This window comes from Pandoraea soli, from assembly GCF_902459595.1.
GTDB lineage: Bacteria > Pseudomonadota > Gammaproteobacteria > Burkholderiales > Burkholderiaceae > Pandoraea > Pandoraea cepalis.
Genome location: NZ_CABPSG010000001.1, coordinates 1 through 13,693 on the forward strand (window position 1 = coordinate 1; position 13,693 = coordinate 13,693).

Below are 13,693 nucleotides of genomic sequence, written 5' to 3' on the forward strand. Positions count from 1 at the left end.
GCGACAGGGACAGAGAAAGGGAAGAGCAAGACAGCGAAGACGCCGGGGAGAGCCCGGCGTTTTGCATATGGGGGGGAGGAAAAAGCGAGGGAGGGAAGAGAGGGAGAGCGAGAGGAGGAGCGAGAAGGAGGTAGGAGGGGAAGAGGAACTGGAGAGGAGTGGGCGACGTCGCGGCCGTCCTGCGGCAGATGCGGAGCACGCGCGGGGCGGGTGCGGCGTCGCGATGGCGATGGAGGCGGGCGGTGTCGGCGGGACAGGGGCGGTTGGGGGTGGCGTGGGAAGCGGGCGGTGTCGGTGGAGGGACTGGGGGCGTGGAGGGGGGATGGACCGGGGCCCCTTTCTGCAGCGAGTTGGGTTTATGTTTGAGAGGCGGAAAGGGGCCCCGGTCCGTCTAGGGGAGCGGTGTTGAGTTCAAATCACTAGTGTGGTGCGAAATGCTGGGTGGGGTGCACGGAAATCGTGCGAAAGGGTTGAAAAGCGGCACGGGCATGGATATTGCACGATCTCGACATAGCAATCTGTGGAGAAGCATATGGTCGAGAGCTACAACGAGATGGCGAGCATCACGGGTGCGACGCGCGCGCATTATCGGCGGTTTGACGATTGGCTTAAATGCCAGTCCGACGATGTTTTGCACCACAAGCGGGCCGAGGCCGACTTGGTGTTCCGGCGTGTGGGGATCACATTTGCTGTTTATGGCAATGAGGCTGGCACGGAGCGCTTGATCCCGTTCGATCTGATCCCAAGAATTGTTCCTGCACACGAATGGCAGACCTTGCAGACGGGGTTGCGCCAGCGCGTGGACGCGTTGAACCGGTTCGTTCATGACGTCTACCATGAGCAGGACATCTTGCGTGCTGGGGTTATTCCAGCGGAGCAGGTATTACAGAACGCGCAGTATCGTCCTGAGATGCAGGGGGTGGACGTACCGGGCGACATCTACGCACATATCGCGGGTGTGGATGTCGTGCGGGCGGGGGCGGGCGACGATGGGGTGTTCTACGTGCTGGAGGACAATCTCAGGGTGCCGTCCGGCGTGTCGTACATGCTGGAAAACCGCAAAATGATGATGCGGTTATTCCCTGAACTGTTCGCGAGAAACCGGATTGCGCCGGTCGAGCATTATCCGGATCTGTTGCTCGACAGTCTGCGCGCGGTGGCACCGGTGGGGGTCGACGATCCTACCGTCGTCGTCATGACCCCGGGCATCTACAACTCTGCGTACTTCGAGCATGCCTTTCTGGCGCAACAGATGGGTATCGAGCTAGTCGAGGGGCAAGACCTGTTCGTCGAGGACAACCTCGTCTACATGCGAACCACCAATGGTCCGAAGCGCGTCGACGTCATCTATCGCCGAATCGACGATGACTTTCTCGACCCGTTGGCCTTCCGCGCCGACTCCACCTTGGGCGTGCCTGGCTTGCTCAGCGTCTACCGGGCGGGGCGTGTCACCTTGGCCAATGCCATTGGTGCCGGCGTTGCCGACGACAAATCCATCTACCCGTTCGTGCCCGACATGATCGAGTTTTACCTCGGTGAGAAGCCCATTCTCAACAACGTTCCGACCTACCAATGTCGTCGAGCGGACGATCTTGCGTACACCCTCGACAACCTTGGCGAACTCGTCGTCAAAGAAGTGCATGGTGCCGGAGGCTACGGCATGCTCGTGGGCCCGGCGGCCACCCGAGCCGAAATCGAGGCATTCCGGCAACGGCTCATCGCCAAACCCGACGGCTACATCGCCCAACCTACGCTTGCACTGTCCGCGTGCCCCACCTTCGTCGAGGCCGGCATTGCGCCCCGTCACATCGACCTGCGCCCCTTCGTACTCTCCTCCGGCAAAGGCGTCACCATGGTACCGGGCGGACTTACCCGCGTTGCGCTTACCGAAGGCTCACTCGTCGTCAATTCCTCCCAGGGCGGGGGGACAAAAGACACCTGGGTACTCGAAAAATAAGCCACGTTCGCCGGAAACGACAAAAAATCCTATCGGGAAGCCATCATGCTCAGCCGTACCGCCGATCACCTGTTCTGGATGGCTCGCTACATGGAGCGGGCCGAAAATACCGCGCGCCTGCTCGACGTCAACTTGCAGAACCTGCTGCTGCCGCAAGATGCCATCGATGACGACGACGATGCCGACGGCGCCCGTGCGCACGCCGGCACCTTCAGCGACGAGGCTGGCTGGCGTGCCACCTTGCGCATCTCCGAACTCGAGCCCGCGTTCAATCGCAAACATGGGCGTGCCACACGTGCCAATGTCCTCGACTTCGTCGTGCGTGACCGCGATAACCCGTCGAGCATCGCCTGTTGTCTCGAGGCGGCGCGCGAAAACGCGCGTGCCGTGCGGGGCACGCTCACCACTGAACTATGGGAAACCGTCAACAGCACCTGGCTCGATTTTCCGCGCATACTCGACTTGCTGGAGCACGATCCGGCCCAACTTTTCGAATGGGTCAAAGTGCGCTCGCACCTCTCGCGCGGCGTCAGTTTCGGCACCTTGTTCCAGGATGATGCCTTCTACTTTACTCGGCTGGGCCTATTCCTCGAACGCGCCGACAACACCGCGCGAATTCTCGACGTGCGCTTCCACGAAGCCGTGCGCACCGACCGGGCGGGCCCCGACGCCTCCCATCCCACCGACTTCTACTACTGGTCCGCCGTGCTGCGCAGCGTGTCCGGCTTCGAGATCTACCGCAAAGTTTACCGCGACGTGATTACCCCAGAGCGCGTCGTCGAACTGCTCATGCTCAACGCTCACATGCCACGCTCCTTGCTCGCCTCGCTCACCGGCGTATGCGAAAACCTCGCCACCCTGTCCTCTGCCCAGTCCGGGGATGTGGAACGCTACGCAGGAAAATTACAAGCCGAACTCAAGTACACCGACATCCAGCAGATCCACCAACAAGGCCTCCACCCCGTCCTGACTGCATTCCTCGAGCGCGTCTCCGTGCTCGGCAACAAGATCAGCCAGACCTTCCTGATTCCGCTCGCCGCCTGATGCCATGCGCCTGACCATCCGCCACGAGACCACCTACCGCTACGACACGCCGGTGCGTTACACCATCCAGCAGCTTCGGCTGACGCCTGCGGCGTCCGAAGTGCAGCGTATCGCGCACTGGCGGCTGAGCGCACCCGGCAAACTCACGCCCGCGCGCGACGCATTCGGGAACGACATGCATACCCTGGTGCTTCATCAGCCGCACAGCGAAATCCACCTCACGGCCGAAGGCGAGGTCGACACCACACCGCTCATCGATGGACGGCTCGGCGAGACGACCCAGGCCTTACCGGTGTTATCCTTCGCAAGCCCGACGCCGCTCACCGCGCGGAGCGACGCCATCGACGCGCTTGCCGCCGTCGCCGGTGTCGCCTCGCCGGGCGACCTGTTGGCGCTCGCCGCCACCATCTGCGAACATGTCGACTACGCATCCGGCATCACGGCCGTGACCAGCACCGCGGCTCAGGCACTGGCGCTTGGGCGAGGTGTCTGCCAGGATCACGCCCACCTGATGCTCGCCGTATGCCGAGCGCGAGGCGTGCCCGCGCGATACGTCAGCGGATATCTTGATCCCGGCGACGTACCGCACGCGGCCAGCCACGCGTGGGTCGACGTATGGGTCGATGGAGCAGGGTGGGTCAGCGTCGACGTCACGCACGCCTGTTTCGCCAGCGGCAACTATTGCCGATTGGCCGTCGGACGCGATTACGAGTCCGCCGCGCCCGTCAGAGGCATGCGCAGCGGTGGTGCGACAGAAGCGCTGCACGTATCGGTCAAAGTCGATACCGTGCCGCTCGTCCAACAACAATAGCTTTCCGCGTGCCCGGGCAGCGTACCGCGCACGGCAAGACAGGAACGACATGACGTATTGCGTGGCCATGAAGCTCGATGCCGGGCTCGTCTTTCTCTCCGATACCCGTACCAACGCGGGCGTCGATCACGTGAGCACCTTTCGCAAGATGCTCGTGTTCGAGCGCGCGAACGAGCGCGTGCTCGTACTGCTCTCGGCGGGTAACCTCGCGCTCACCCAGGCCGTGCGCCAACAACTGGTCGAAGCGCGCGACACCGAAACACTGTGGAACGCCAAAAGCATGACCGACGTCGCACGCGTCGTCGGCCAGGCGATTCGAGACGTCCACACGCGCGATGCCAAGGCGCTCGAAGCCTTCGGTGTCGACTTCAATTGCAGCTTTCTGCTCGGCGGGCAAATCGCCGGTGCGCCGAGCCGCCTTTATCAACTGTACTCCGCAGGTAACTTTATCGAAGCGTCGTCGGTCAACCCGTACTTCCAGATCGGCGAGTCCAAATACGGCAAGCCCATTATCGATCGGCTCGTCACGCCCGCGACCTCGCTCGACGACGGCGCCAAGTGCGCGCTGATATCCATGGATTCCACGCTTCGCTCCAACGTCTCCGTGGGACTGCCGCTCGATCTTCTCGTGTATGAAGAAGACAGCCTGCGCGTGACGCGGTTCGCGTCGCTCGACGACGAAAACGTCTACTACAAGATGATCCACGAATCGTGGGGCGCGCGCCTGCGCCAAGTGTTCGACGAACTGCCCGAACCGCAGTGGGCTGCCAGCGAAGTTAGCCGGCCCGCAGCGCTGCCGCCACGCGCCGCGCCACCCGAAAGCGCGCCGGGCGCGGACGACGCGTCCAGCGTGCAGTCGCTCGCGCAAACGTTCTCGCTAAAGATGCCGAGCTGAGCCGTCGCGGCACGACCATAAAAAACGGCGTGACCGCGAAGTCACGCCGTTTTGGCGGGTAGCCAGGGGCCAGGGCCTCAGCGAGACGCTGCGCGCGCCAACAGCGCGTCGCCCCGATCACTGCGCCAATATAGCCAGACGCTGATGGCAAGCGTCAGCACTTCAGTGATCAACAGCGTGTACCAGATCGCCGCGCCGCCGAACCCAACATTGAGCAGCCAAAGAACGCCCAGCAACAACACCCAGCTTCGCAGCATGGCAATGGCCGCCGACGGTCCCGGTGACTCCACGGCCGTCAGAAAACCCGCCACGATCAAATTGCCGGCTGCGGGCAGAAACGCCAGCGCGTACCAAAGCACCGCGTGCTCGAGAATCGACCACGCCTGAACGCCTGCCGGCAAGAACAGGAACGTCAGCGGGCGTGCCAGTGTGGCCATGGCGACAGCCACCAGCACCGAGAACCCCGTCACCGCCATGACGCCGAGCCGAAACGACTCGCGCAACGCGTTCAGATCGCGCGAGCCACGGTAGAAGCTGATCATCGGCTGCATGCTTTGCACGAGCGCGACCATCGTCACCGTGGCACCGAGCGTCATGTATTCCAGAATGGCGTAGGCGGCCAGCCCGGGCTCGCCAAAGTTCCACAGAATGACGCGATTGAACGCGAACACGGTCACCGCTGGGGCGATCGCCCCCAGAAACTCCGAGGCGCCGTTGTACATCACGCGCCAGATATGGACTTCGGTGTCTGCGAAAGCCCGCCGTGCAGGCACGACCTTCTTGGCCAGCACGAAATGATAGGCGAGCATCACGCTGCTGGAGACCATCATCGACAAGCCGGTGGCGAGCGACGCCCCGTACATGCCCATCGCCTTCACCACGATGAACCAATAGTCCAGCGCCACGTTGGCGAGCGCGCCAAGAAACATCGCGTACAGTCCGAATCTCGCCGCCGGTGCGCCTTCCACGCGCAGGAACAGCTCCATCGCGTAAAGACCGTTCGCGAAAAGCACGAACCAGCCCCAGCCCGACAGAAAGCCCACCACGTGTTGTGAAATTTCGCCGTGTGCGCCGAGCGCGGCGGCGATTTCGTGACGGAAGGACAGCACCCCGGCGCTCATCGCGATACTGAAGGCGAGCATCACCCAGAGCACCTGCGAGAATGCGCGACGCGCCTGTGCGTCGCGTCCCTCTCCCAACAAGCGGGCAATGAGCGTGGCGCCGCCCACACCGATCATGACACTGAACGCATACGGGACATACAGCAACGGGACGACCAGATTGAGCGCTGCCAATGCCTGTTCGCCGACGTATCGACCGATGAAGATCCCGTCGATCAACGTGTAGACCGTGTATACCCAGCCGGAAAGAATGGTTGGAATCGCGAGCGACGTAAATTGTTTGAGCAGCGGCGTCCTTGTGCCCTGCGTGGATTGATGGATAGTGGAATGAGACATGGTCCCCCCGATGACACATCGCCGCGTCGTGTCGGGACGCAGCTCACCGTGGCTTGCACATCGAAACTTCGAGATGGGAGATCGACCGGGCACGCGCAAGCGATGGCGCACCCGTCCCGCCCGCAACATCACGCGCAACAATGGCGCGCAGACGTCGTCAGGCAGTCGGATCGGACGGCGGAAACATTGCCTGGTGCAGATGCACCCAGACAACGCCTTGCCGGGAAGCGGAGAAAAGCAGGAAATTCATGATGTCTGATTCGTGATGCGCCTGCCGTTGTCGGCATCGCACCCGTAGTTTGACGTGATGGGAAGGTTGAGCGGATGCCACCTTCGCAAATACGTCACGCCCGGACTGCCGGGCGCGTAATACAGACCTGCGTACCCGTACCGAAGTTCCCAAGTGATGGTTTTGTCTGGGAGCAGTCGAAAACGTCCACATCTCGTTCAGCGCTTACAACGCCGTGCCGTGCATCAGCGCAATGCAATGCAATGACGTAAAAAAACGGGGCGCCGAAGCGCCCCAACATGGGTCCAGCAAGAAAAGCCGTCGTGCAAGTTACTGCTGTGCGCCGCCGTTGAACCATGCGGCGATCTTCTGGCGTTCGTCGTCGGTCATCTGGGTCACGTTGCCCAGCGGCATCGCCTTGAGCGCCACCGCCTGCTGATAGATCCGCTGGGCGTTTTGCGAAATCTCGGCCGGCGTATCGAACATCACCCCTGCCGGTGCGCTGCCCATCATCGTCGGCTTGGCCGAGTGACACGTCGCGCAGCGTTGCGTCAGGATCGGCTGGATTTCCGAGAGCTTCACGCTCGACGCCACCGCTTCGCCATGCGCGCCTGCGGCTGGCGTCGGGGCAGGGCGCGGTGCGGCGAACACGGCAACCCCGGCGAGCAGGGCCGCGCCCGCGACCGGCAGCACGTACAGATTCTTCCCCGCGTGACGCAGCACGAAGAACTGACGAATCATCGCGCCCGCGGCCATGATGATCGAAAGAATCACCCAATTGTGCGGATTGCTATACGTGAACGCGTAGTGGTTGCTGATCATGATGAACACGACCGGCAACGTGAAATACGTGTTGTGAACCGAGCGCTGCTTGCCCAGCTTGCCCCAGATCGGGTTCGGCACTTCGCCTTTCGACAGCGCATCGACGCTCTTGCGCTGTCCTGGGATGATCCAGAAGAACACGTTTGCCGACATCGACGTCGCCATCATGGCGCCGACAATCAGGAACGCCGCGCGACCGGCAAAAATATGCGTCGTGGCGTACGTCGCGGCGACCACGAACAGCGCAACCGCAATGCCCAGCACCCGTTCGTTCTTGCCCAGCATGCGGCACAGGAAATCGTAGACAAACCAGCCGCCAATCAAAAACGCCACCGCAAGACCCACCGCCTGACCCGGCTGCAGATCCATCACGGTCTTGTCGATCAGATACGTCTGCGGCTGCAGCAGATACAGCGCGCAGAACAGGCCAAAGCCCGACAGCCACGTCGTGTACGACTTCCACTTCGACCAGTGCAGGTCTTCCGGCATCTGCGGCGGCGAGTTCAGGTACTTCTGCGCGTGATAGAAGCCGCCCCCGTGCACCGACCACATCTCGCCGAACACGCCCTTTTGCTTGTCTTCGGTAGCCTTCGGCGGCTTCAGACCGTTGTCCAGCATCACGAAATAGAACGACTCGCCAATCCAGGCAATGGCCGCTATCACATGCAGCCAGCGCAACAACAGATTGACCCAGTCGGTAATAAACGCTTCCATCTTATGTTCTCCTCAACTGCCTGACGTTCACGTTCGCGCTTATCAACTACCGCGATACGTGGAAAAGCTCCACGGCGACACCAGAAGGGGCACGTGGTAATGCTGGGAAGGCTCGGCCACGCCGAAACGCAGCACAACGCGATCCACGAAGCGCGGCGACGGGACGTCCACGCCCTGAGCGGCGAAATAGTCACCTGCATGGAACACGAGTTCGTATTCGCCCGCGACGAATTCCTCGCCTTCGAGCAGCGGCTTGTCGCAACGGCCGTCGTGATTCGTCCGCACGTCGCGCAGCGAGCGGCGCTCGCCATCCACGCGCCATAGCTCGACACGGATGCCCGCGCCTGGCTTGCCGTGCGATGTATCAAGTACGTGGGTAGTCAGTCGTCCCATGATGTCTCCTGTGATGGATGGGTGCATTGTAGGGAGATGGCGGCGTGGCAACGGGCGCAATACCAAAGATAAAAACGCGCACATACCACGCCACGCCAGACAAATACGTGACAGGTGTCCCTGCGACATGCCGACGTGCTCAGCGTACCCCGCGTGCCCTGCGATGGGGATTTTTGGGAGCACTATTTGTTTCGTTTATCCGCCGTATAACTCCGTGCATATGATGCGTTGCTGCCACGGGCGACGCATCGTCCGGAAAGCCCAATGGCGACGTGCGTGCCTCGGGAAAACCCGAGCGGCAAGATAAGCATTCAGGCATACGTTCCATGAAAAAAACACTATAGCCCCCGACGGTCTTGTCGCAAAAGGCGTCGACCTGCACCATTGAGTCACCCAAAAATAGCAATCAAACAGCCCCCTGGGACGGAGACGCAATGAGTGTGACAACCAACACCGTGGATCCAGTCGACGAGCGACTGCCGATCGGAAAACTGTTCATGCTGGGCCTGCAACACGTGCTCGTGATGTATGCGGGCGCGGTCGCCGTGCCGCTCATCATTGGCGGCGCCCTTGGCTTGCCCAAGGACCAGATCGCCTTTCTCATTTCCGCAGACCTGATGTGCTGCGGCATTGCCACGCTGATCCAGAGCGTGGGCGTGGGTCGTTTCGGCATTCGCATGCCGGTCGTCATGGCCGTCACCTTCGCTGCGGTCGGTCCGATGCTCGCGATCGGCACCAATCCATCGCTTGGGTTGCCGGGTATCTTCGGGGCGACCATCGCCGCCGGTATCATCGGTACGCTGCTCGCGCCGGCCGTTGGCAAGCTGCTGCGCTTCTTTCCGCCCATTGTCACGGGCATTGTCATCACGTCGATCGGCCTGACCATCATCGGCGTGGGGATCAATTGGGCGGCGGGCGGGGTGGGCAATCCCGATTACGGCGACCCGGTCTACCTGGGCGTGTCCTTCGCGGTGCTCATCTTCATCTTGTTGATCACGCGCTTCGTGAAGGGCTTCTTCTCGAACATTGCCGTGCTGCTCGGCATTCTGTTCGGATTCGCCATTGCGTTGATGCTCCACAAAGTCAATTTCGACGGCCTCGATCAGGTGAAGTGGTTCGACGTCGTGCTGCCGTTCCACTTCGGCATGCCGGTGTTCGATCCGTGGGCCATTGTGACGCTCACCATCGTGATGCTGATCACGTTCATCGAATCGACGGGCATGTTCCTGGCGCTTGGCGAGATCGTGGGCAAGCCGGTCGACGAGAAGGCGCTGGTGGCCGGTCTGCGTGTCGACGGTGTGGCTACCGTGATCGGCGGCCTGTTCAACACGTTCCCGCATACCTCCTTCTCGCAGAATATCGGCCTCGTGGGCGTGACGGGCGTGAAAAGCCGCTGGGTGTGCGTGGCGGCGGGTGTCATTCTGCTCGTGTTCGGCTTCATTCCGAAGATGTCGGTGGTCGTGGCCTCGATTCCGCAATTCGTGCTGGGCGGCGCGGGCGTGGTCATGTTCGGCATGGTGCTTGCCACGGGCATCAAGATTCTGTCCAAGGTCGACTACTCGCACAACCGCTATAACCTGTACATTGTGGCCATCAGCATCGGCATGGCGATGATTCCGGTGGCGTCGAACAAGTTCTTCGCGAAGATGCCGGAACAACTCGCGCCGTTGCTCCACAGCGGGATTCTGCTGGCCACGCTCTCGGCGGTGATTCTGAACGCCTATTTCAATGGCTTCAAAGTCCCGGCCGCCAACGGCCACGGTGAGCAAAACGGCTCAGGAATGGGACTGGAGGCGCATTGATGAAAACGCTGCTCGTCACGAATGCCGACGTGCTGGTCACCATGGATGCGGGCCGCCGCGAAATTGCCCGAGGCGGCCTGTACATCGAGGACAACCGGATCGTGGCTGTCGGCACCCGCGATAGCCTGCCGGACACGGCCGACGAAGTGCTCGATCTGACCGGGCACGTCGTGATTCCCGGCCTGGTCAACACGCATCACCACATGTATCAGAGCCTCACGCGCGCCATTCCGGCGGCGCAGGACGGCGAACTGTTCAACTGGCTGACGAACCTGTATCCGGTGTGGGCGAACCTCACGCCGGAGATGATCCGCGTTTCGACCCAGACAGCCATGGCCGAGTTGCTGCTTTCGGGCTGCACCACGTCGAGCGACCACCTGTACATCTACCCGAACGGCTGCAAGCTCGACGACAGCATTGAAGCGGCCGCCGAGATCGGCATGCGCTTTCATGCCAGTCGCGGCAGCATGAGTGTCGGGCAGAGTCAGGGAGGGCTGCCGCCGGATCGTGTCGTGGAGCGTGAAGACGACATTCTTACCGACACGCAACGTCTCATCGAGACGTATCACGACGCGGGTCGCTACGCGATGCTGCGCGTCGTTGTGGCGCCGTGCTCGCCGTTCTCCGTGAGTCGCGACCTGATGCGCGAGTCGGCGACGATGGCGCGTCACTACGGCGTATCGATGCATACCCATCTGGCGGAGAACGCCAACGATATTGCCTACAGCCGCGAGATGTTCGGCATGACGCCGGCCGAGTACGCGCAGGATCTGGGCTGGGTCGGCCACGATGTCTGGCATGCTCACTGCGTGCAACTCGACGACGCGGGCATCGCGCTGTTCGCCAAGACCGGCACCGGCGTGGCGCATTGCCCTTGCTCGAACATGCGGCTCGCGTCGGGCATCGCCCCGATTCGACGCATGCGCGACGCAGGCGTGCCCGTCGGGCTGGGCGTGGACGGATCGGCATCGAACGACGCGGCCAACATGATCGGCGAGGCGCGCCAGGCGTTGCTGCTGCAGCGCGTCGGATTCGGCCCGAGCGCGATGACCGCGCGCGAGGCCCTGGAGATCGCCACGGTGGGGGGCGCGCGCGTGCTGGGGCGAGACGACATCGGCGTGCTCGCACCCGGCATGGCGGCGGACTTCGTGGCGTTCGACACACGTGGCATCGGCATGGCGGGTGGCCTGCACGATCCGGTGGCGGCGCTGGTCTTCTGTAATCCCGGACAAGCCGCCTACAGCGTGGTGAACGGTCGGGTGGTGGTGCGCGAAGGGCGTCTGGCGACGCTCGACCTGCCGTCGCTCGTCACGCGTCACAACGCGCTGGCGCGGCAACTGGCCGAGGCATCCCGATAAGGCCCCGCCGCACCGGCCGCACCTTCAGGGTGTGCGGCCGGGCGCGGCAACGGGCCGGCGGGACGTCGGGGGTGGTGTGCCTGAACTCCGGGTACGCTGCCGTGCGGTTCGGCGGAGCGGTGGGGGCCGCTTCGCCGGTAAAAACCCCGCGGCGAACCCCGAGGCAAATCGATGGCGCAGAGGTGACCGCAGGTCACCGCTGGTGATGACTGCGGCGATGCTAGGACTGCGGACGCATCTCGAGCAAGGTTCGCGTGGCGTCGGAAATGACGCTGCGCAGCCAGCGCACCTCATCCGAATAGTGCGTGCGTTCGTGCCACAACTGGTAATACTGCATCGGCGGGAAGTCGATGGGCGCTTCGAGCACGGTGAGCGGCAGGAACTCCGCGTAATAGTCGGCAAACAGGCGCGTCGTGGTGAAGATGAGATCGGATTTGAGCAGAACGTAAGGCGCCAGATTGAAATACGGAATCGTCACGACCACGTTGCGCTTCAAACGCTCGCGAGCCAGATGCATATCGATGGCGCCGCGTTGCGCAACGGAATAGGGCGTCGGTGCGAGATGCGGGCTGGCGAGATACTGGTCGAGCGTGAGGCCGCGTTTGGCGTAGGGGTGCGTATTGCGCACCAGGCAAACGATCTGATCGACGAACAAGTTCGAGAGGTGAAGCTGCTCCGGCGGCTCGGGCCAGTTGCCGATTACGATGTCGACCTTGCCGTCTTCGAGGGCATGCTCATAGTCGAAGGCGGGCCCCAGCGAATGGAGTTCGAGCTGGGCGTTGGGTGCCTGCTGGCGAAAGCGCTCGACGACTGTCGGTACGAATAGCGTATTCAGATAGTCGGGAGAGCCGATGCGGAACGTGCGTACCGTCGTCGCCGGATCGAAATTCGATTGCTGAACCGTAATGCGCTCGATCTCACGCAACGCGTTCTGCGTTGGCTCCAGCAGCGATTGACCGTACTCCGTGGGCACCATGCCCGACTTGCCGCGCACCAGCAGCGGATCGCCGGTGATGTCGCGCAACCGCCGCAGCGCCGCGCTGATCGCCGGCTGCGACTGGTTCAGCTTGACGGCTGCGCGCGTCACGCTGCGCTCGATCAACAAGGTATGAAGGACGCGCAGCAAATAAGTGTCAATCGGTTCGCGGTTCTGGCTCATAAGGAATATAACAATCTGAATATGTCAGACTGTGAATTGCATAAGGAAATCATTATGAAGCACAAGGCTCACCGGCTTCTATAGCGGAAAGCCCCTACCAGCGAACGTTACGCCTGTCGTTCGCGAAGCGACAGGCGCTGCAACAATGTTAATCGCGGGCTGGCTGCACTGTCGGGTCCCACGCGAGTTTGCCCGCGTCGGGGGCGGCGACCGACAGCGGCTGCTGTGCCGAGCCCGCGTAAAACACCAGCAGTTCGGCACCGGCATCGCCCGTCCGTCCCCGATGGGGCACATCGACCAGTTCCATGATTGTCTGCCCGGCGGTAAATGAGCGTTGTGTGCCGTTATCGGCGCGCTCGACGGTCAACTGGCCCGACGTCACGTAGCCGATGGCGGGCATGGGGTGGAGGTGCCAGTCCAGCCGGGTGTTCGGGGCAATGGAGATACGCACCAGCGTGGGTTCAGGAGCGCCGCTCGGGTAGGCCGTGTAACCGGTCTGATCCCATGCGGACGAGGATTTGACGAGGGTTTCGGTGCTCACGCCGGAGGGGCGGGCCTCGGCACCGGCCAGCGCCGAGGTCGCCATCAGCGGGGCGGCGCTCAGCAGGGCAAGGAGCGCGCCGTAGTGGGCATGCAAGGCACGTGAGGCGGTCATCGACAAGCGGATAGCGGTCATGGCTGGAATGGGAGTGTGGATAAGGGCGATGGAATCGCCGGGGCGAGCCAAAAAAGCACGAGGAAAGATCGAGGAAAGGGCAGAAAACGGAAAAAAGCTGGCCGCTCCGGCGTGTTTGGCCACGTCGGTCGGCGCGCTGCGGGCGTTGATGCCGATCCTGCGCAGACTTAAGCGCACTCATACGCGCAGGCACAGGTGCGGCGTACGCACCGCCATACGCACCGATTGACGCGGCTTCGGGCAGCGTAAGACAGTCGATGGCGCGTCGGCCCCTGCGCACGCCACATTTCGGATGCTTCACAACCGCTGGGGGCGGCCCGGGGCGCATGACATGCATCGGTGTTAAAATGTCGGGTTTCGTGGCGCAATTTCGTGC

11 protein-coding genes are annotated in these 13,693 nt (G+C 62.4%); 6 read left to right on the forward strand and 5 right to left on the reverse strand.

The window, feature by feature from the left end; all coding sequences use genetic code 11:
• Positions 1–532 precede the first annotated feature (532 nt).
• From PSO31014_RS00010 to PSO31014_RS00025, 4 genes are read left to right on the forward strand one after another with little or no spacing between them, the layout of a single operon-like run.
• On the forward strand, positions 533–1,957 hold the full coding sequence (locus PSO31014_RS00010) for a circularly permuted type 2 ATP-grasp protein (protein ID WP_174976317.1): 1,425 nt from the start codon (positions 533–535) through the stop codon (positions 1,955–1,957).
• Positions 1,958–2,002: 45 nt separating this feature from the next.
• Entirely contained in the window at positions 2,003–3,001 is a 999-nt protein-coding gene (locus PSO31014_RS00015; protein WP_150549729.1) for an alpha-E domain-containing protein, read from the forward strand.
• Between the two features lie 4 nt (positions 3,002–3,005).
• Positions 3,006–3,812 (forward strand): transglutaminase family protein, encoded by an 807-nt coding sequence (locus tag PSO31014_RS00020; protein WP_150549730.1) that lies wholly within the window; start codon positions 3,006–3,008, stop codon positions 3,810–3,812.
• 49 nt (positions 3,813–3,861) lie between these two features.
• On the forward strand, positions 3,862–4,707 hold the full coding sequence (locus PSO31014_RS00025; RefSeq protein ID WP_150549731.1) for a proteasome-type protease: 846 nt from the start codon (positions 3,862–3,864) through the stop codon (positions 4,705–4,707).
• A 77-nt stretch (positions 4,708–4,784) separates the two neighbouring features.
• Here the strand turns inward: PSO31014_RS00025 and PSO31014_RS00030 are convergent, their stop codons facing one another.
• The 3 genes from PSO31014_RS00030 to uraH form a co-directional block, all read right to left on the reverse strand.
• Complete coding sequence (locus PSO31014_RS00030) at positions 4,785–6,164, reverse strand: MATE family efflux transporter (RefSeq protein ID WP_150549732.1); 1,380 nt, start codon at positions 6,162–6,164, stop codon at positions 4,785–4,787.
• A gap of 559 nt (positions 6,165–6,723) precedes the next feature.
• Positions 6,724–7,929 carry a urate hydroxylase PuuD gene (locus PSO31014_RS00035; protein ID WP_150549733.1) on the reverse strand — a complete coding sequence of 402 codons (1,206 nt, stop codon included), beginning with the start codon at positions 7,927–7,929 and terminating at the stop codon, positions 6,724–6,726.
• Between the two features lie 42 nt (positions 7,930–7,971).
• Positions 7,972–8,322, reverse strand: coding sequence for a hydroxyisourate hydrolase (uraH, locus tag PSO31014_RS00040; RefSeq protein ID WP_150549734.1), 351 nt, complete (start codon positions 8,320–8,322; stop codon positions 7,972–7,974).
• A gap of 440 nt (positions 8,323–8,762) precedes the next feature.
• On the opposite strand from uraH, the gene PSO31014_RS00045 reads away from it, so the two are divergent.
• Positions 8,763–10,124 (forward strand): nucleobase:cation symporter-2 family protein, encoded by a 1,362-nt coding sequence (locus tag PSO31014_RS00045; protein WP_281349033.1) that lies wholly within the window; start codon positions 8,763–8,765, stop codon positions 10,122–10,124.
• Complete coding sequence (locus PSO31014_RS00050; protein WP_150549736.1) at positions 10,124–11,482, forward strand: 8-oxoguanine deaminase; 1,359 nt, start codon at positions 10,124–10,126, stop codon at positions 11,480–11,482. Before PSO31014_RS00045 ends, PSO31014_RS00050 begins: the two co-directional genes overlap by 1 nt.
• Positions 11,483–11,702: 220 nt before the next feature.
• On the opposite strand, the gene PSO31014_RS00055 is transcribed toward PSO31014_RS00050, so the two are convergent.
• Complete coding sequence (locus tag PSO31014_RS00055) at positions 11,703–12,641, reverse strand: LysR substrate-binding domain-containing protein (RefSeq protein WP_150549737.1); 939 nt, start codon at positions 12,639–12,641, stop codon at positions 11,703–11,705.
• Between the two features lie 148 nt (positions 12,642–12,789).
• A complete protein-coding gene (locus tag PSO31014_RS22270) occupies positions 12,790–13,494 on the reverse strand; it encodes a cupin domain-containing protein (protein ID WP_174976318.1) in 705 nt (234 codons plus the stop codon).
• Positions 13,495–13,693 lie beyond the last annotated feature (199 nt).

Excerpts from the sequence above, each read along its gene's own strand:
- PSO31014_RS00035 (WP_150549733.1), bottom strand. The coding sequence starts at position 7,929 with ATGGAAGCGTTTATTACCGACTGGGTCAATCTGTTGTTGCGCTGGCTG.
- PSO31014_RS00015 (WP_150549729.1), top strand. The coding sequence starts at position 2,003 with ATGCTCAGCCGTACCGCCGATCACCTGTTCTGGATGGCTCGCTACATG.
- uraH (WP_150549734.1), bottom strand. The coding sequence starts at position 8,322 with ATGGGACGACTGACTACCCACGTACTTGATACATCGCACGGCAAGCCA.
- PSO31014_RS00055 (WP_150549737.1), bottom strand. The coding sequence starts at position 12,641 with ATGAGCCAGAACCGCGAACCGATTGACACTTATTTGCTGCGCGTCCTT.
- PSO31014_RS00025 (WP_150549731.1), top strand. The coding sequence starts at position 3,862 with ATGACGTATTGCGTGGCCATGAAGCTCGATGCCGGGCTCGTCTTTCTC.
- PSO31014_RS00030 (WP_150549732.1), bottom strand. The coding sequence starts at position 6,164 with ATGTCTCATTCCACTATCCATCAATCCACGCAGGGCACAAGGACGCCG.
- PSO31014_RS00020 (WP_150549730.1), top strand. The coding sequence starts at position 3,006 with ATGCGCCTGACCATCCGCCACGAGACCACCTACCGCTACGACACGCCG.
- PSO31014_RS00050 (WP_150549736.1), top strand. The coding sequence starts at position 10,124 with ATGAAAACGCTGCTCGTCACGAATGCCGACGTGCTGGTCACCATGGAT.
- PSO31014_RS00010 (WP_174976317.1), top strand. The coding sequence starts at position 533 with ATGGTCGAGAGCTACAACGAGATGGCGAGCATCACGGGTGCGACGCGC.